We start from the raw sequence: 19,776 nt of genomic DNA, 5'->3' as shown, positions 1-19,776 counted from the left end.
CTCTAAATGGATATCTTAAATATTTGATTATAAATGAATTTTGAATCTTCGCTCATTAAGAACACTGTCAAGGATGACAAAACTTCGCACTTTTTACCTTCTAGCAACGACTCATCATCAGTGTTAATTGTGTGATCCGACTTGAAAATAACTCTGTTAAAGCGTTTCACAATTTCTGTATCGGGTTTGTGTGCGGGGCCGTTTGGATTGAGTGATTGGATCGTGACAAATACAGGTTCTTGAATACAGAACGCCATCAAGGCACGCCATCCAACCGCAGATAAATAGGCCTCACCATACTCAAGGAGCACAACAGCACCATGAAGAGGACCTATTTGCCGACAGCATTCTTCCAACACTGTCAGGGTTTCACTCGCCGAAGGCTGCGCTTCACGAAAGCGAGCACGAGGCTCGTCTGCGACGATGTTTAAGCCGTTGGTTATTCGATGATCGATAATGATAGGGATAAAGCCTTGAGCGGCAAGTTGATGGGACAAAACGGCACCAAGTTTACAGGCCCCACCAAGCAGTGCGATAGGTCGACAGTCCATGTTTTTCGTCTATCCATAATAAGGTTGGATTTAGGATACGCGAGATAAGGTGCAATTTCAGCCACCTAAAGCGATGAATTCAGCGCCTAATGTGCGTATCATGACTATCCTTACTCATTAATGTGTCATTAAAACATACGGATTGTATGAAAATAGCGACAGCACATACGCGACTAAGCGATGCGAGCCAAGCAGCACACGCCCTGGCTCGTTCGCTAAAAGCACGATTAACCACACCACAGCTCTTAATGGTGTACTTTACCGAGCAGTATGACGCCAACCAGCTGCGAGAGACACTCACTGAACTGTTTCCTGACGCCCAAGTGATCGGCTGCTCAACTTGCTGTGGTGTAATGACACAAAGTGGCTATATAGAAGGGCCGTCCATTGCTGTCTGGGCGTGTAATGATGAGAAAGGATGCTATGGTTCCGCTTTGGTGCCGCACGAACCCCATCGTCAAGTCGCTGACTCTGCGCGTATTGCCTTGAACCAAGCGATCGAAAACAGTGGCCGATGTGGAGAGTTACCCAAACTCATTGCACTCCACAGCACCCCTGGTGAAGAAGAACATACGTTGGCCGCGATTCGAGAAGAACTGGGGGTTGCGGTGCCGGTGATCGGTGGCTCAGCTGCCGCGGATAGTGTGCAAGGGCAATGGCGTGTCTTCGATAGCCAACGCACTGCAAATACAGGGGTAGCGGTTAGTGTGTTTTATCCGTCAGCAAGAGTCAGCTACTCGTTTCATTCCGGCTACGCAGCTACTCAGCGCAGTGCAACAGTGACTGATGTAAGAGGGCGTCAACTAGTAAGTCTTGATCACCAGCCTGCGGCAGAGGTCTACAAAGCATGGTACGAGGCTGAGACCGGCACCGCTTTCGATGCACAACAACCGGTGTTCACACAATCCACATTGTATCCTTTGGGGACGCAAACAGGGACGATTCATGGTCTACCTTATTACACATTGGCGCATCCAATGGCATTTAATGAACAAGGCCATTTAGAGCTATTCTCTCAGCTCGAGGTTGGTCAATCGGTGTATCTGATGTCTGGAACCAGCGAAGGATTAGTCGCGCGCGCTAGCCGAGTAGTGGAATCAGCCAATGATCATGCGTTGCGGCAGCCTGAACCCCTAGGGGGATTAGCGATTTACTGTGCAGGATGCATGCTACATGTCAAAGACAAGCTAGAGCAGGTGGCTCACAATATTAATATTGCGTTATACGATGCGCCTTTCGTTTGTCCGTTTACCTTCGGCGAGCAGGGCTTGTTCAAAGGTGGCGAGTTGTCTCACGGTAATTTAATGATCTCAGCTGTGCTATTTCACAAGGATTAATCATGGCGTCGCAACGACTCACTGCGTCTGCTCGCTCAGACTCAGAATCGCTCCAAGAAACATTGTTTGAACTCAGTCGCGTTGAGGCGAGAGAAAAGCGTCTGCGTGAAGAAAACGATGCCATCTTATCTGCGATTTCGGCAATGACAGAAGCGACGACGAAAACGGATATCTTTGCTTCATTATTGGGTGTGATCCGTCGCTATGTCAGTTTTGATAGCGCCTTAGCTTTGAGCCGCAATCGAGAAACGGAAGACGCCTTCCGCTGCCTCGTAGCGACAGACAGTTCTCTGGAAACCGTGACTTGGCAAACGGGGGAGGTATTTCGTCGTTGCGTCCGCGGTGAGACAGTCGCGATTTATAAACCAGGATTGGTCAAAGAGCTGCACTGTTTAACTCACCAGTATGCAGGATATATCAATGGAACAGCACTGATCAGTGGCCTGACTGTTAACGATAGTGAAGTTATGTTGGTCTTGCTGTCGCATCGCCGCGATTCATTCAACGACGAAGCCCAGCAAGTGTTAGACAGATTTCGTCCATTAATCCAACGGACGATTATGGATATCGATTATCGTCACCGCCTGCATACGCTGGTTGGGATCCGCACCCAAGAGCTCAATGCAAGTCGTCAACGGTTTCAAGATTTTGCCCAAACAGCCAGTGATTGGTTTTGGGAATTGGATAATAGCTTTCACCTAACTTACCTTTCTTCACCTTCAACCGATGCGGATATCGATCCGGAAGCGCTACTTAATAAAATCAAATCAGACACGGCGCTTAAAGCACGCTTAGAGCGACTCATCCGCCACGAGAAAGCATTCAGTGATATTGAATGGCATATGCGTGCTGGTACAAATGATTACTGGGTAAGTTTGTCGGGCCGCCCCTTCTATAATAAACGGGGAGAGTTAGTGGGGTATCGCGGCACAGCCAAGGATATTACCACCACCAAGCGTCGTGTCGAAGAACTGCAACAAGCACGCCAACAAGCAGAGCTAGCCAATAATGCGAAGTCGCAATTTTTGGCGGTGATGAGTCATGAAATACGAACCCCATTAAATGCGGTGCTGGGCCTTATTGACGCCCTGCAACATTCTTCGCTCAATGCCGATCAAATGGCGTGGGTAGGGCAGATGGATAAATCGGCTCAGTTGCTCTTAACGCTGATTAGTGATGTGCTTGATCTATCGAAAATTGAATCCAATCGCTTTTCACTGTCTCCCTCCGTTATGCGCCCAAGTGACAGTGTCACAAACGTCTATCAGCAATTGGTTGATCGCGCCGATAAAAAACATATCTACTTATCAGTGTCGGTTTCATCTGTGGTTCCCGAGACGATTTTTATGGATGAAAATCGCTTTACACAGATCTTACTGAACCTCATCGGTAACGCACTCAAATTTACCGATCGTGGTGGTGTCACCGTGTCTCTTGATGCAGAACAGCACACGCTGGTGCTATGGGTGAAAGATACCGGCATTGGCATCGAAAAAAACCAGCTCGCACGGATCTTTGATCCCTTTACTCAAGCAGACGGCAGTATCACACGCCGTTTTGGCGGGACGGGATTAGGGCTGTCTATCTGTAAGAAACTGGTTGAAATGATGGGCGGGACCATCAGCGTGCAAAGCGAGCTAAACCAAGGAACAGATTTCTGTGTCCGTTTGCCCATTATTGCGCCTCCCGATGACGCATTACCGCCGGAACAACTAGAAAGGAACGCGTATCATCACGATGTCGTACCGCCGATGACGATTTTAGTGGCCGAAGACAGTCGCGCCAACCAAATGGTGGTGAGACTCATGCTGGAAAAGCAAGGCCATCGAGTCATTCTGGCATCCAACGGTGAAGAAGCTGTTCACCATATTCAGCAACGCCTCGATGATTTTGATTTAGTGCTCATGGATATGTCGATGCCAGTGATGGACGGTATCGCCGCTACCAAAGCCTTACGGATGGCTGGTTTTAACAAGCCAATCATTGCTTTAACAGCCAACGCGATGGATGAAGATCGCCGCCGCTGCATTCAAGCCGGCATGAACGACTTCGTCACCAAACCGGTCAGAGCAGAAAGCCTCCATGCGGTACTCAGTGACTACCAGCCCAGAGTACATACCGAGTAACTCGTGCTAACGATTGCGAGGCCTAATTACAATGAGTTGAATCGGTTTATACCAAGCTGGGATAATCAGATTAAAAGAAGTAGTAATTAGCTATTTTATGGTAAATAGCTAATTACGTTTAATGACATGGATAAAGTGGAGAAGAGCATTGTTAATGCGATAGATGCCACAATCAACCAAACATGATATTTAACATAATATATATAATGCGCACTTGGATTTAATGGTTAACACAGAGGCGACGTGTTGATTATCGCCTCCAACAGTCATGTTATTTGAGCGAAAACTAGCACTATTTGAATGATTGATGTGGAAAAACGTTTTTGATGCGCTGCTGTGTGCGACTATCGATGCTGCGTGACATGACCAATTTCGCCGGCTTAAAACGGTTGCTATACACTTTAACGGTTCCGGTAAACGGATTTCGTTTGGCAATTTCTTGGCAATCATGCAAGAAACCTTTTGGCACTTTGCCTTTGTGACGAACAAGCTGTCCATCTTTAAATGCGATGACAATCAAAGGTCTATCAATCAACATAAACGCGAGAAAAATCGCGAACGATATAAATAAAAAATAACCCATAATACTGCTCTAACTGCTCCAGAGTCAGACTCTTGCTGTGAATGCAATCTGTCCAACGGCTACATATCGAGTAAGTTGCTCAAATCTTTCTTCAATGCATCTACTTGCTTGCTTGCGCTCTCTGTACGGTTTGCCTCGGACAACAAATACTCGATGGTATCGGATAAGGTCGCGTCTAGCTCATGCGCTTTTTGTGAGAGCCGTTCCCAAACCCGGTAATCCAAATCAATTGATTTTTTACGAGTGTGTTCTTGCTCGGCATTAAAGTGACGCTTTCGCTTGGCACGAATCGCTTGTTTAAGCTTATTATCGAGCGCTGGCGACATGTGCTTTTCAATCCATTGATTGACGCGAGTTGGCTCATGCTCAATCGCCATTAACGCATCGATAGCCGTTTGTATTTCGGAACTATCAATGTACTTTGTGACGGTGTCACCATCTTTCCATTTTTTGACTAGATAGGCCCATTTCCAGCCCGCTTCGAGGTTTTCGAGTTGTTGATATTTCATATGCCCAAGCTTTGATCACGCCGATTGGTGACAGCGTAACACCAACTGTCAATCTGTTCAATTATCACACATAGTAAAAGCGGCGTATCGATCCCCTGCCCATCGCTTACCGGTGTGCCCATGCGAGTATGCCTATTCGCCCAGTGTGTTATCCTTTATACTCGTTCCATTCTAATCCTAGTCAGTAATCATAGACATGCATGAAGTTGATTGGCGTGATGCCAAACCACATTATTCTCAGTTTACCCCAGCAATTGCTCAATTTGAGACATTGGAAGCGGCTGAGCTATTCTCACTCCAATCTCGACTTGGTCGCGCGTTCCGGTGGCTAATGACACCAGACTGTCCAACACAGTGCTTAGTCGTCATGTCCTCTGATTTGCCGGGCTATCTTAATGCGTACCAGGATGCGTTAACCCAAATTGATGCACTTACCCCTGTGATTGTGGGTGAAAACATCACTGAAACATCACTATTCGGCTTTGCTTATGATGAAAACAAAAACGTTACAGCGTCACAAAAGCAATTTGGCTTAATTCACCAAGCTCACCAAGGCACCATCATTCTCAAAATCGCAGATGTGCTTCAACAACCGCGTGTTTGGCTTCGTTTGCGTCAGCTACTCGCCACGGGTCGCTTACCCTGGCAAACAGCACGTGCCGATCAACTGACCACATTGCCCGATGAGGCGCTCAGCGTCCGAGTGATACTGGTGGGCGATCGACAATGGTTAGCAGATTTTGAGACTCATGAACCTGACTTGTACGATGGTATCGCCGCATTCGCGGAGTACGAGCAAGACATTGAAGTCAATGAGAACAATATTGAAGCCTATCTTGCTTGGCTAAAAGGCATTGCAAATCAGTTAACAGATAAAAGCATCACTGACACTGCCATTGTCCAACTGATGCAAGCGGGAGCGCGAGAAAGCGAAGCCCAGCACCGTATGCCTTTGTGCCCAGTGTGGTATCAGCAGCTGCTTGGCGAAGCACTTATGCATGCTGAAAATCAATTGGACGGGGACGCAATTGCTAAGGCATTAGCAGAGCGCTATCAACGTGCCGCCTACTTACCCGAGCGAGCGATTGAAGATATCCATAAAGGCCAAGTATTTATTGATACTCGCGGTGAACATATTGGCCAAATCAACGGTCTCACTGTCATTGAAGTCCCTGGCCATCCCATGAGCTATGGTGAACCGGCACGTATTTCATGTGTTGTACACTCTGGCGACGGCGACATTGCCGATGTGGAACGCAAAGCGGAACTCGCGGGTAATATCCATGCTAAAGGCATGATGATTATGCAGGCCTTTGTTAGCGCCGCACTCAATCTTGATGAACCATTGCCCTACTCAGCGTCCATTGTGTTTGAGCAATCTTATTGTGAGGTCGATGGTGACAGTGCTTCCTTGGCAGAGCTGTGTGCTTTTGTTAGCGCGCTTTCCTTGCAACCTATCAATCAAGCGATTGCGATTACGGGTGCTGTCGACCAGTTTGGACGAGTGCAAGCCGTGGGAGGGATCAATGAAAAAATCGAAGGCTACTATCAAGTTTGTGCGCATCGTGGCTTAACTGGTCAGCAAGGCATTGTATTACCGAAAACAAATCTGTCATCGCTCTGCCTACGCCAAGATGTCGTGGATGCAATAAAAGCCGGTCAATTTCATATTTGGGCAGTTGATGATGTCGAACAAGCGCTTCCTATCGTGACTGGGCTCCCATTCTCAGGAGACGAAGGCGAAACATTACTTGGCAAAATTTCTGACAGGATCGATCACTTTCATAATGGTGAAAAACAAACCTGCAACACTTTGTTTAGCCGATTAAAAAACTGGTTGGGCCAGTACTGATCCGAGTTGTTTGGCGTACACGTGTACGCTAATCTGCTCGCAATTGAATAAGGAGCAGTTTAGATATAATGAAACGCCAAAATTCCTATAACCGTGAAGACCTTCTCGCCTCTAGCCAGGGTGAACTATTTGGCCCTGGCAGACCGCAACTCCCCGCGCCTAACATGCTAATGATGGATCGCATTGCTGAAATCACCGAACAAGGTGGAGATTTCGATAAAGGGGTCATCATCGCCGAGCTCGATATTAATCCTGACCTTTGGTTCTTCGATTGCCACTTCCCGGGTGATCCTGTGATGCCGGGTTGTTTAGGTCTTGATGCGATGTGGCAGCTTGTGGGATTCTTCCTTGGCTGGGTTGGTGGCGAAGGTAAAGGACGTGCGCTTGGTGTCGGTGAAGTCAAATTTACCGGCCAAGTACTTCCTACTGCCAAGCAAGTACGCTACGAAATTCACATGAAGCGAGTGATTAACCGCAAGTTGGTGATGGGTGTTGCTGACGGGCGCGTGCTTGTCGATGGCAAAGAAATCTATGTCGCCAAAGACCTGAAAGTAGGTTTGTTCCAAGATACATCAGCATTCTAACTAATACTGTATCTCTACACTTCTCCAAGCCGGCATCTACGCCGGCTTTTTATTATCCCCGACGCGCTTTAATAGACTTTTAAATTGAATTTAGTGATCTAGCTTAATGGGAACTCGTTAGGTATGATTTATTTTTGCTTTACACATAAAGTTATAGTGCATTAAACAACCAAGAAAAAGGCCTTACCCGAACGATAAGGCCAAAAACACGGCAATAAATGATTACTTCATCATTTCAGATTTATTACTTCTGCCTTCACGCCAGCCACCAAGCCAGTGGCTCCTTGCATCCGTTTGTTGGTAAGGACATATATCAGACGATCGACCGTTGATACCTGCTTGGAAGCCTTTTGACTGTGCACGTTCCAAACGATCTCGCTTCTGTCTTTTCATAGAGTCGCCCTCTTWATTCCATCTTATTCAGTGCTACTTGCTATCGCAAGGATGCTTCTGTCCGTGACGTTTTTATGAAGCATCCTCTACAGCTTCGATCATGATTATTTTTTAATCAAGACATATCGCACCAATGACAATGAAATTGTGAGTCGTGCCCAAGCCTATTAGTGACAACGTCACTATATGTCTTGCTGCATGGCCTCTAATTCTTCCCACCGTTCAAAGGCTTGCTCCAATTCTTGCTCGGCTTCCGAGAGTCTTGTGAGCTTTGGCTGAGTAACCTCCTGACTTTTAGAGAAAAATTCAGGATCATTCATTTCTGTTTGTAGGCTGTCGATTTCGGCTTCTAGCGCTTCAAGCAGTGCTGGCAAGGCCTCAAGCTCTCGTTGCAATTTATAAGATAACTTACGAGGTTTACCTTTAGGTTTTGCCGTCTTTTGTTCCGTATCTTGGGTGTTTTTTACACTCTTGGGGTCGGATTTTGACGGTGCGACCGCTTGCAAAAATTGCTCACGCTGCTGTTGTGCATCATGGTAGCCGCCTACAAACTTATTGATGGTTCCATCGCCTTCGAAAATCCAGCTATGTGTTACGGTATTATCAACAAAGTGGCGGTCATGGCTAACGAGCAACAAGGTGCCTTGGAATTGCGACAGCAAGTCTTCGAGTAGCTCCAAAGTTTCAATATCAAGGTCATTGGTTGGCTCATCGAGTACCAATGAGTTAGCTGGCTTTAAAAAGAGTTTCGCCAGCAATAGCCGGTTCTTTTCACCGCCAGATAGCGCTTTGACCGGTGTTTGAGCGCGTCGAGGATGGAATAAGAAATCTTGTAAATAGCCCATCACATGGCGTTTACGGCCGCCAACGTCGACTTCGGTTTTCCCACCCGCCAAGTTGTCGATCACGGTTTTTTCCGGATCGAGCTTTTCTCGGTATTGGTCAAAATAGGCGACATCTAACTTGGTGCCAACGTGCAAATGGCCAGTGTCAGGCTCGAGTTGCTGAAGCATGAGCTTTAATAGCGTACTCTTTCCGCACCCATTGGGACCAATCAATGCAATGCGATCGCCACGCATGACAGTAAAGCTAAAAGGCTTAATTAAGGGTTGCTCTTGATAGGTAAAGCTGATGTTCTCAGCCTCAAAGACAATCTTACCGGAGCGAGATGCATCATCGAGCTGGAGATTCGCGTTACCCTGTAACTCAACCCGACTGGCGCGTTCTTGTCGTAACGCCTTCAACGCACGCACTCGCCCTTCGTTACGCGTTCTTCGCGCCTTGATGCCTTGTCGAATCCACGCTTCTTCTTGCGCGAGTTTCTTATCAAACTCGGCATTTTGCTCCGCTTCAACGCGCAGGGCTTCCTCTTTGCCTTCGAGATACTTGTCGTAATCACCGGGCCAAGAAGACAGCTTGCCGCGATCGAGATCTAAGATACGCGTTGCCATGGCTCGAATGAAAGAACGGTCGTGAGATATAAAGACAATGGCGCCTTTAAAGTCTTTTAAGAACTGTTCTAGCCACAGGATGGTCGATACATCAAGGTGGTTTGTTGGCTCATCAAGCAGCAGTACATCGGGCTCGCAGACTAATGCTCTCGCTAGTGCAGCTTTACGTTGCCAACCTCCCGAGAGTGCATTTAATGCGGTGTTGCCGTCTAAACCTAATGCGCCTAATACCACCATAATCTGATTGTCGAAACGCCACGCGTCTGCATGGTCAAGAGCTTCTTGTACACGCGCAAGCGCGGCAATGTTGCGATCGCTAGGATCGGTTTCGATCGTCGCGATCAACTGGTGGTATTCCTTGAGTTTCGCGCCCGCCTCGGCCAACCCTTCGGCGACATAATCGAAGACAGTACCATCGCTGTCGCGCGGCGGATCTTGCTCAAGACGCGAGACTTTTAATTCAGATTGGCGTTGAATCGAGCCATCATCCAGTTGAACTTGACCGTCAAGCACCTTCATCAACGTCGATTTTCCCGCGCCGTTGCGTCCCACCAAACATACGCGTTCGCCCGGTTGTAAAATAAAGTCCGTGTTGTCGAGTAGAGGATTATCGCCGTACGCTAACTGTGCGCCGGTAATTTTAATCAATGCCATGTTCTATTAACCAAGCCTGTAATTGTGTTGAATCGAATGGCCAGCCAAGCTCTGCCCTCACCTGTCCTCCCGGCGTCAGCACGGCAATCACAGGAATAGTGACACCGTAACGCTCAAATAAATTGTCATCGAAGGCGATATCTTGGGTGTCGAGGGGTGTCTGGCACCCCAACGACTGATAGAGTTCATAGGCTTGCTCACAGAGGTGACAGCCTTCCGTGCTGTAGAGCATTAATGCCATACTTAGGCCTCTTGGTGACGAATGATCCAACAGTTATGAATATGAGGATTGCGCGCGAAATCTTCTGGTATCGAGCGCTTAGTTATATTTTCAACGCGTAAGCCAGCTTCAGCCAGCGCGTCGGTATCCATTTTGAAATGCCGTTTGTTGTTAGAGAAAATGATCTCACCGTCTGGGCGAAGCCGCTCTTTCAGTGCTAACAAAACATCGACGTGATCGCGCTGAACATCAAACGTCGTGTTCATGCGTTTGGAGTTAGAAAACGTCGGTGGATCAATAAAAATCAAGTCAAACTGGCGATCTGATTGGCTTATCCACTGCAAGCAATCGGCATTTTCAAATTGATGTTGACGACCCACAATGCCGTTGAGCTTCATATTACGTTCGGCCCAGGCCAAATAGGTTTTGGACATATCGACCGTGGTTGTTGAGCGAGCGCCCCCAACCGCCGCGTGGACGGATGCACTGCCGGTATAGGCAAAAAGGTTTAACACGTCTTTACCCGCGGCTTTCTGGCCAATGAGTTTGCGCGTTGGGCGATGATCGAGGAATAAGCCGGTATCGAGATAGTCGTAAAGGTTAACCTCCAAGGCAACCCCATATTCATGGACCGTCATGGTACGTTCGCCTGCCGCCAGCTTCTGATACTGGTTATTCCCTTTTTGTTTTTCGCGGGTTTTGAGGACAACTTTGTTGACGTCAATTCCGGTCACCGCGATCGATGCTCGAACCATATCCAGCAAACGACGACGCGCTTTCTCTGGTTCAATCGTCTTGGGCGCGGCATACTCTYGAATGACTAAATAGTCACGATAGCGATCAATGGCCGCTTTATAGTCCGGCAAATCCGCATCGTATAGGCGATAGCATTCTAACCCTTCTTTTTTCGCCCATTTATCTAACTTGGCCATGTTTTTACGCAAGCGATTGGCAAAGTCGGGCGCGACATCCGTGCTCCCGTGCGCCTCTTTATCCTGATCGGATCGGGGCTTCTCGCCACGCGCGGTAATACCATATGTTTTCATTACGCAATCAATCGCGCCATTGCGTAGCTTGAACTTGTCATCCGCGCGCATACGTAAACAGCTCAGCAACTCCTCAGAGCCTGAATACAGTGATACCTGATTACCGGCAAAACTCTGCTTGAGGTGATCACCAAGTTGGGTATATAGCGCAATCAAACCTGGGGTTGTGCCAAGACGCTCACCATAAGGTGGGTTGGAGAGAATATGGCCGCCAGTAAAGCCTTCAGGTAGCGTAACCTGAGTGGCATCGGCAACGTCAAACGTAATCAGTTCGCCAACCCCAGCGCGTTTTGCATTCGCCCTCGCCGTTTCGACCACCCGCGGGTCATTATCAAAGCCAAAAAAGCGGGTTTGGCACTGACTCACGCCACGTTTTGCTTTAACGCTCGCTTCAGCTTTAATGCTCTTCCAAGCGTCACTGTCCAACCCAAGTAATGATTCAAACCCCCAACGTTTCCGTTTCAAGCCCGGAGCCACGTTCGCCGCGATCATCGCCGCTTCAATCACCAAAGTGCCTGAACCACACATCACATCCATAAACGGTTGTTCAGGCTGCCAACCACAACGTTTTACCAGTGCAGCAGCATGGGTTTCACGCAATGGCGCCGCACCAGCTTGTGTACGATATCCGCGTTGGTGCAAACCACTGCCAACCATATCGATACCGAGCACGCCCTGCTCTTTAGATAAGCGCATGTGAATGCGTAAATCGGGCTGCTCGCGATCGATACTCGGTCGAGGGAAGTTCATTTTTTCAAACTTATCGACGATAGCGTCTTTTACTTTCAGTGCACCGTATTGGCTGTTGCGGATTTCACGGTTAGTCCCGTTAAAGTCGACGGCAATACGCTGACTGGAATGAAAGTAATCCGGCCAATTGATGGCAGTGGCGCCGAGATAGAGATCCATATCATCGCGCACCGTAAACTCACTCAGTACCAACACAAAGCGAGAAGCAATACGGCTCCATAAACAACACTGATACAGGGTTGCGTCGTCGGCTTTAAACTTCACGCCTGCGTGAACTTGTTTGAGGTTGGTGGCACCGAGTTGTTCTAGCTCTTGTGCAAGCAAGTGCTCGAGGCCTCGAGCGGTTATCGCGAGATAGTATTTCATTGGTTCTCTACACCCTTGGGGCGTCATTTATCAAATTGGCGCCGATTATACATCAAACTGAACCTACTCGTGGGATTAAGCCACATCATCCACATTGATTGTTGAAATAATCACCACCGATTTGTTTCTGATAAGAATCAATCCAACCAAGACAACTGTTTCCATCAAGACACAAGTGTGTCTGTCCGCAATCAAAGTCTGTTTCCAAATAGAAACACCAGCATGAATCCCTTTCGTGGCAAGGGTTGTCGGCGACTCTATATAGCCATTGGTAAGCATTCACTATGAACAAAACTCACGCAAACAAGGCCATCGTGTTTTTAAATAGACAGATTAAATCCCATCAGGCAACAACAACGCCCACCCAAATTGGTATAGACCATGAGATATATTTAAAAGCGTATAGCACGGGAAAATAGGAAGGAAACGGTAATAGATTGCCGCAATAACGGTGTTTTTTAAGTCAGATTGGCCCCATAGTGGTGCGACTTTTCGCACGAATTTTGTTCAATCAGTAGATATAGATCACATTTTAATCGTTAGGCTGTTCGTAAATAGAAACGAATTTAGCCAAAGAAGCGGAGAAAATTCATGAATGATGAACGGAGATTATGAGAGGTAGGAAGCAAATAAAGCGTGGGCTGGTACCAAAAATGGTACTCAGCCCACTAACGCAAATCGACCTTTTCGGTTATTTGTTTGAGGTATGAATTGAGATAACCGGTCGTTCATTACTTTAATCGCACCACAAAACGCCAAGGTTTTATTGTCGCTAAGCTGAAAATCGGCCTCACGAGCGAGCATGCACAATGAAGCCGAGCCTGCGTTTTCTATGATTAGAAATGGCGCCCTATCTCCCGCTTGGCTTTGAAGCTCCACAACCTGCCCACACTCAGGTGCTGAGAGCGGTTCAAGCTGAGGGTCAAAAAACCAACTTTTCGGTAAGATAGGTTTGTGGAAGCGATAGGCTGCCACTGCGTTCAAAGCGAGTTCGGCTCGCCGAGGAGCCGACAAATCGAGGCATGACAAAGTATCTGTCATGCTCTGAAAAAGGGATGCGTCCTCTACAGAGAATGGGGACTCAGAGAACGCATCGGGGATGAGGTGTTTGGCACTGATGGCGACGCGAAATAGCATGTCATCGCCCAAATCAAGCATTAGCGATTCCGACTCGGTGTCGAAATACCATGTCCATGCATTGTTAGGTTTTAACATACTCAGCTCCCGCGACGATACATCTAATGGGGTATCTGGCTTTGCCAAATGTGCCACATTCCCGAAGTGTAATGGCTTAAGGGCAAAAAAAAAGGGGAAGAAACCTTCCCCTTTTCGCGTTAAAACCTTTATTTTTTATACAAAATTTTAGTGATGGTTAGATATTGCGTACTAATTGCTTCACTAAGCCCGGACCGTGATAAATCAGTCCAGTGTAAACTTGTACCAGTGCAGCACCCGCTGCCATTTTTTCGCGAGCCGCCATCACCGAATCAACCCCGCCGACCCCAATAATGGGTAAGGCACCCTCTAGGGCTTGGTGAAGACGGCGAATAATCTCGGTACTCTTCAGTTGAACAGGTCGACCACTGAGGCCACCCGCTTCTTGGTAATGTGGCATACCGTCAACCAATGCGCGATCTAAGGTCGTGTTCGTCGCGATCACTCCATCAATTTGATTTCGCACTAATGTTTGCGCAACTTGCTCAATTTCCTCTTCAGTCAGATCAGGTGCTATCTTGACCGCAAGCGGCACATACTTGCCCTGCYCTTCGCTCAAGCGTGCTTGTTCCGCTTTCAAGGTGCTCAGCAATTCATCTAGCGCTTCACCGTATTGCAAGCTTCGCAGCCCAGGCGTGTTGGGAGACGAGATATTCACCGCAATGTAATCGGCGTGCGCATATACCTTTTGCATACAAATGACATAGTCGTCCGTGCCTTTCTCAATCGGCGTATCTTTGTTTTTGCCGATATTGATACCAAGGATCCCATCAAACCCTTTGGCTTTTTTAACGTTTTCAATCAGCGCATCCACACCCAGATTATTAAAGCCCATGCGATTAATAATCCCCTCTGCATCTTTGATGCGGAACAATCGCGGCTTATCATTTCCTGGTTGTGGTCGTGGTGTCACCGTTCCGACTTCGACAAAGCCAAACCCCATCGCTCCAAACGCTTCTATGCACTCACCATTTTTATCAAGCCCTGCGGCGAGGCCAACGGGGTTTTTGAAGTTGAGTCCCATAACGGTAACAGGACGAGGAGGAAGATGCTGAGAGTAGATAAAACGAAGGGGGGTCGAATGAAAACGGGAAAGCGAGCTGATCGTTAAGTCGTGTGCTTTTTCTGGATCCAATTGAAAGATTGCCGGTCTGGCGAGGCGGTATAGCATTATCCCTCCTAATAAAAAAGCCCCGTTATAAACGGGGCTAGATTATTGCGTTATTACTGCTTTAATTCAAATTTAAAAGCGATAATTCACGCAGCGCAACCGAGAATTTTGCAAATTCATGGACCGAGCCGACTTTGAACTCATCCACAATACTGCGCCAGCGGCCCAGAATCATGGCATGCTCTTCCATCCATGCGTCGAGTCCCGCTTCTGCATCTTGTTTCGGATCCATTTCTGAAACAATACGCGCAGTCAGCAAACGTTGCTGCCAATCCAAATCTTCTCGGAATGAAGCACGCGCCAGAGCCTGCCAGTGGTTGTCGACCGGTTGGTTGTTGATTTGTTTCAAGAACCAATGCAACGATAAATTATCACCCAGCACATAGTATAAGCGTGCCACCAGCTCGAACGGTTTATCTAACTGCTCGGATACTTGCGCCAAGTCGAGGCCCGAGAAGATGCTGGTCAAACGACACACTTTGCTTGCCAACTCATCAGGTACACCCGCTTTGCGCAGTTTCTCCGCCTGATCATCGTGTTCTTTAATCTCACTGTCGACCAAGTAGCTATCCAGGTTCGCTGCCAAGTTTTGTAACGCGGGACGATAAAACGCCACTTGCGCTTCAATGCTCTCGCCTTTGCGTTTGTTGCGAAGCATCCAGCGGGTTGCGCGACGCAACATGCGACGACAACGGAACAAAATATCGTATTGAACGGACGCACTCACTTGGTTATCCAATGCGCGAACATCATCAAATATCTGTTCAAAACCAAAGATTTCGCGAGCAATCGCGTAAGATTTAGCAATGTCACTCACACTGGCACCGGTTTCGTCTTGCATACGGGTGATAAAGTTAAAGCCCATATCATTCGACATTTGGTTCGCCAGCACAGTCGCAATGATCTCACCACGCAGTGGGTGCGACTCCATCTCTTGACGATAGTGACGTTGTAACTCTTTGGGGAAATAACCGGGGAGCAGTTGGCCAAAGTGACTATCTTGCGTCACCTCCTCGACCACCAGCTGCTCTTTTAACACCATTTTGCCATATGCAACCAGCACGGCAATTTCTGGACGTGTTAAACCATTTCCTCGTAAGTTACGTTCCGCGAGCGTTTCATCATCAGGTAGATACTCAAGCGCACGATCTAACTTGCCCTCTTTCTCGAGATAATGAATAAAGCGGATCTGCTCTTTGAGCAACGACGCTTGCTGATTGTGCGTGACAGAGATAGATTCACTTTGACTGTAGGCATCTTCCAGCACAATCTCAGAAACATCATTCTCCATTTTCTCCAGCAGTTGATTACGCTTTTTCAAGGTAAGATCGCCGGATGCCACCAAGCCATTCAATAGGATCTTGATGTTGACTTCGTTATCCGAGCAATCAACGCCACCCACATTGTCAATAAAGTCAGTATTAACACGACCACCTTTTAGTGCGTATTCAATACGTCCTAATTGCGTCATGCCGAGATTACCGCCCTCACCGATAATGCGCGCGCCCACTTCCTTGCCGTTAACACGTAATCCGTCATTCGCACGATCACCCACTTCTGTATGGGTCTCGTTTGCGGCTTTCACGTACGTCCCGATCCCGCCATTCCAGAGCAGATCCACTTTGGTTTGCAGGATCTGCTTGATCAAGTCGTTCGGCGCCATGGATTGCTTACGCGTACCCAATAGCTTTTGGATCTCTGGCGTCAAGGTGATGGATTTCGCACGACGAGAGAAAACGCCGCCGCCTTTTGAAATCAGCTTACTGTCATAGTCTTCCCAACTAGAACGAGGCAAGTTGAATAAACGCTCACGTTCTTTCCAACTTTTTGCGGCATCCGGTTCTGGGTCAATAAAGATATGCATATGGTTAAAGGCCGCGACCAAGCGAATATGCTTAGAAAGCAACATGCCATTACCAAATACATCGCCGCCCATGTCACCAATGCCAACACAGGTAAAATCTGTCGTCTGGCAATCGATGTCTAGCTCGCGGAAATGGCGTTTTACCGACTCCCAGGCCCCTTTCGCGGTAATGCCCATTTTCTTATGGTCGTAACCATTGGAACCACCAGAGGCAAAGGCATCCCCTAACCAGAAGTTGTATTGTGCTGAGACACTGTTCGCCAAATCAGAGAAGGTTGCCGTGCCTTTATCCGCCGCAACCACCAGATAAGCGTCATCATCATCATGGCGCACCACCTCATTTGGTGGGGTTAGTTCGCCCTCGATGATGTTATCCGTGATATCCAACAGACCTTGAATGAAAATACGGTAACAGCGTTGACCTTCTGCAAAGATCTCATCGCGACCGGTAAACTGGTGTTGGCGTTTACAGACGAATCCGCCTTTCGCGCCTACCGGCACAATCACGGTATTTTTCACCTGTTGTGCTTTAACGAGGCCAAGCACCTCGGTACGGAAGTCTTCTTGACGATCTGACCAGCGCAAACCACCCCGAGCGACTTTTCCCCCGCGCAGATGCACACCTTCCACATCGGGTGAGTATACGAAGATCTCGTAGGCTGGCACCGGTTGAGGGATCTCAGGAATGTCTGCAGGTTGCAATTTTAATGATAGATACGGCTTATCCAGGCCATTCTCTGGGTCTTTTTGGAAGAAGTTGGTGCGCAATGTCGCCAACATCATTTCCATATAACGACGGATAATCCGATCGTCATCCAGACTTTCCACTTGCTCAAGCGCGTCTTCGATCTGGGCGATCAATTTGTCTTGCGCACGCTGGGTATTCTTCGCCGCTGGATCAAATCGTTTGTTAAACAGTTGAACCAGCAAACTCGCTAGATCAGGATGGGACGCCAGCGTCTCTTCAATGTATGCCTGACTAAACGGAAAACCGACTTGTCGCATATAACGCGCATAGGCACGAAGGATAGTCACTTCACGACCCGATAGTCCTGCATTCAAGACTAAACGGTTAAATCCATCGTTATCTAACCGTCCGTGCCAAATATCAGCGAAGGCCTGCTGGAAACGATCCCGCGCTTTCGACAAGTTGAAGGCTGAACCGGCACTGTGCAACATCGAGAAGTCGAGAATCCAATAGACGTCACCATGACTGGTTTCGACTTCATAGGGCGATTCACCAATGACACGCAGACCGAGGTTTTCCAACATCGGCATCACATCGGATAAGTGGATCGGCTCACCTTTTTGGAACAGTTTCAGGCTCACCGCATTCGAGTGATGACTCACCTCTTGTGGACGATAGAACAACATGTCCAACTTATGGTCGTCACTTAAGCCTTCCAAACGTTCAATATCAGCCACCGCAGAACCAGGCAACATCGCTTCTTTATAGGAACGAGGGAACGCGCGTAGGTAACGCTTCGCGATCGGCGTACCTCGGTTTTCGCCAAAGTTGGCAATCACCGCTTCTTGTAAACGGTCATCCCATGATGAAGCCGCTTCGGTAAGGTTTTGCTCAATCTTTTTCACATCAATATCGAAGTTGTTATTATCGACCCGCACAATGTAATGCGTGCGTGCCAATGGGCTTTCAGAGAAGAAGGTGTTGAACTCAACATCCTGATCAGAACCAAAGTACTGCTGGAAAATACGTTGCGTCTGACGACGGAATTCCGTGTTGTACCGCTCACGCGTGATATACACCATACATGAGAAGAAGCGGCCAAACGGATCGCGACGGACGAACACACGCAGCATGTCACGGTCTTGCATTTGCACGACGCCCATACCGACATTACGCATTTCATCTTCGGTCGCTTGGAACAGCTCATCACGCGGATAGTTTTCGAGGATGTTCGCCAGTGCTTTCCACGAATGTGACTCTTGATAGAAGCCGCTGTTATCCAGAATTCGGCGTACTTTATTGCGTAATACCGGAATACTGGAGGTCGATTGGTTATACGCCGATGACGCGTAAAGCCCCGTAAAGCGGTGCTCACCAATCACATTTCCCTGCGCATCAAATTTTTTGATGCCGATATAGTCAACATAGGCAGGTCGGTGCACACGCGATTTCGCATTGCTTTTGGTCAGTACCAATAGCTCTTTCTTTAATGCCGTTGCACGCGCAGACTCTGGCATTTCCGACAAGCGCACCACATTCGGTGATTTATGCTTTTTGGCCAGACCGAGTGCATCGCATTCACTGGAGGCGGAAAGCTCATAGTCACCTTCAACGGCCACAAGGTCAAAACACTTGTAACCCATGAAGGTAAAGTTGTTTTCGGTAATCCAGGTCAGAAATTCAATCGCTTCTTGACGGCGCTCATCATCAAACGGCAGCGCGGCCTCTTTCAGTGATTTCACCAAAGACAGCATTTGCTCGCGCATTGGCTGCCAATCATTCACGACCATCACCACATCGGTCAGCGTTTCATGGAGTTCTTTTTCCAACGCTGCCATTTCAGCATCTTCTGACATCTTATCGATTTCGATGTGGAAAGTGCTTTGGAATTGGCCGTTCTCACCGCTGATCTCAACCACATCACCTTGTTGGTTTTTCAACGCTTTCACAGGCGTGTTTAGCATCAGGTGTGTTGTGATCCCCAATCGATTGAGGGCCATACGGACGGAATCCACCAAAAACGGCGCATCCGGGGCGAGGATTTCGACAATGGTATGGGTTGATTGCCAACCGTTACCACTGAGGCTGGGGTTAAAGACCTTAACGAATATTTTATCTTGTTCGAATGTGTTGAGATGGTGCCACATGCTCATCACGGCACCATAGAGATCTGATTCATTGCGTTCCTGCAAATCATTATCAGAAATTTGACCCAATATCCTTTTGGCTAATGCATCGACGAGTGGCTGTTGAGTATCATCCAGTTTATCGGCAATCAGTTGATAAACTTTCTCAAGTAACACCGGTACTATAGGGTCACGCGAGGTCATTCTGGAACTCCGTAGTCCTTTTTTAGACGTTATCTTTGTAGTAAGTATTAGAGGTAAACATTGCGTTAACATACGCACTGCCTAGT

General features: G+C 47.9%; 14 protein-coding genes. 4 read left to right on the top strand and 10 right to left on the bottom strand.

Annotation, left to right across the window (positions count from 1 at the left end; all coding sequences use genetic code 11):
* Window positions 1-2: 2 nt before the first annotated feature.
* Window positions 3-497 (bottom strand): hypothetical protein, encoded by a 495-nt coding sequence (locus BZG84_RS07165; protein ID WP_131826263.1) that lies wholly within the window; start codon window positions 495-497, stop codon window positions 3-5.
* Between the two features lie 200 nt (window positions 498-697).
* Between BZG84_RS07165 and BZG84_RS07160 the strand changes: the two genes are divergently transcribed.
* Together BZG84_RS07160 and BZG84_RS07155 are read left to right on the top strand one after the other, a co-directional pair.
* On the top strand, window positions 698-1,888 hold the full coding sequence (locus BZG84_RS07160; RefSeq protein ID WP_077678108.1) for an FIST signal transduction protein: 1,191 nt from the start codon (window positions 698-700) through the stop codon (window positions 1,886-1,888).
* Window positions 1,889-1,890: 2 nt separating this feature from the next.
* Complete coding sequence (locus BZG84_RS07155) at window positions 1,891-4,014, top strand: hybrid sensor histidine kinase/response regulator (protein ID WP_077678107.1); 2,124 nt, start codon at window positions 1,891-1,893, stop codon at window positions 4,012-4,014.
* Window positions 4,015-4,306: 292 nt separating this feature from the next.
* On the opposite strand, the gene BZG84_RS07150 is transcribed toward BZG84_RS07155, so the two are convergent.
* Entirely contained in the window at window positions 4,307-4,597 is a 291-nt protein-coding gene (locus tag BZG84_RS07150) for a DUF3634 family protein (protein WP_069587715.1), read from the bottom strand.
* 59 nt (window positions 4,598-4,656) lie between these two features.
* Entirely contained in the window at window positions 4,657-5,106 is a 450-nt protein-coding gene (matP, locus tag BZG84_RS07145; RefSeq protein ID WP_077678106.1) for a macrodomain Ter protein MatP, read from the bottom strand.
* Between the two features lie 196 nt (window positions 5,107-5,302).
* Between matP and BZG84_RS07140 the strand changes: the two genes are divergently transcribed.
* Both BZG84_RS07140 and fabA read left to right on the top strand, forming a co-directional pair.
* A complete protein-coding gene (locus BZG84_RS07140) occupies window positions 5,303-6,958 on the top strand; it encodes an AAA family ATPase (protein ID WP_077479180.1) in 1,656 nt (551 codons plus the stop codon).
* Window positions 6,959-7,026: 68 nt separating this feature from the next.
* Window positions 7,027-7,542, top strand: coding sequence for a bifunctional 3-hydroxydecanoyl-ACP dehydratase/trans-2-decenoyl-ACP isomerase (gene fabA, locus BZG84_RS07135; RefSeq protein ID WP_069587720.1), 516 nt, complete (start codon window positions 7,027-7,029; stop codon window positions 7,540-7,542).
* A 222-nt stretch (window positions 7,543-7,764) separates the two neighbouring features.
* On the opposite strand, the gene rmf is transcribed toward fabA, so the two are convergent.
* The 7 genes from rmf to BZG84_RS07100 form a co-directional block, all read right to left on the bottom strand.
* Window positions 7,765-7,935 carry a ribosome modulation factor gene (gene rmf, locus BZG84_RS07130; RefSeq protein ID WP_077456710.1) on the bottom strand — a complete coding sequence of 57 codons (171 nt, stop codon included), beginning with the start codon at window positions 7,933-7,935 and terminating at the stop codon, window positions 7,765-7,767.
* Between the two features lie 182 nt (window positions 7,936-8,117).
* Window positions 8,118-10,040: an ATP-binding cassette ATPase Uup gene (gene uup, locus BZG84_RS07125; RefSeq protein WP_077479179.1), complete on the bottom strand. Its 1,923-nt coding sequence runs from the start codon at window positions 10,038-10,040 to the stop codon at window positions 8,118-8,120.
* Complete coding sequence (locus BZG84_RS07120) at window positions 10,027-10,281, bottom strand: glutaredoxin family protein (RefSeq protein ID WP_077479178.1); 255 nt, start codon at window positions 10,279-10,281, stop codon at window positions 10,027-10,029. The genes uup and BZG84_RS07120 overlap by 14 nt, the downstream gene beginning before the upstream one ends.
* A 2-nt stretch (window positions 10,282-10,283) precedes the next feature.
* On the bottom strand, window positions 10,284-12,422 hold the full coding sequence (gene rlmKL / locus BZG84_RS07115) for a bifunctional 23S rRNA (guanine(2069)-N(7))-methyltransferase RlmK/23S rRNA (guanine(2445)-N(2))-methyltransferase RlmL (RefSeq protein WP_077678105.1): 2,139 nt from the start codon (window positions 12,420-12,422) through the stop codon (window positions 10,284-10,286).
* 660 nt (window positions 12,423-13,082) lie between these two features.
* On the bottom strand, window positions 13,083-13,637 hold the full coding sequence (locus BZG84_RS07110; RefSeq protein WP_077456720.1) for a cell division protein ZapC: 555 nt from the start codon (window positions 13,635-13,637) through the stop codon (window positions 13,083-13,085).
* Window positions 13,638-13,794: 157 nt separating this feature from the next.
* Complete coding sequence (gene pyrD / locus BZG84_RS07105) at window positions 13,795-14,808, bottom strand: quinone-dependent dihydroorotate dehydrogenase (RefSeq protein WP_077678104.1); 1,014 nt, start codon at window positions 14,806-14,808, stop codon at window positions 13,795-13,797.
* A 61-nt stretch (window positions 14,809-14,869) separates the two neighbouring features.
* Window positions 14,870-19,690: an NAD-glutamate dehydrogenase gene (locus tag BZG84_RS07100; protein WP_077678103.1), complete on the bottom strand. Its 4,821-nt coding sequence runs from the start codon at window positions 19,688-19,690 to the stop codon at window positions 14,870-14,872.
* Window positions 19,691-19,776: the final 86 nt, after the last annotated feature.

The organism is Salinivibrio sp. PR932 (genome assembly GCF_001996125.1).
Taxonomy (GTDB): domain Bacteria; phylum Pseudomonadota; class Gammaproteobacteria; order Enterobacterales; family Vibrionaceae; genus Salinivibrio; species Salinivibrio proteolyticus.
The sequence above is the reverse complement of the archived record's forward strand: the minus strand, read 5'-3'. Positions and strand labels throughout refer to the sequence as shown.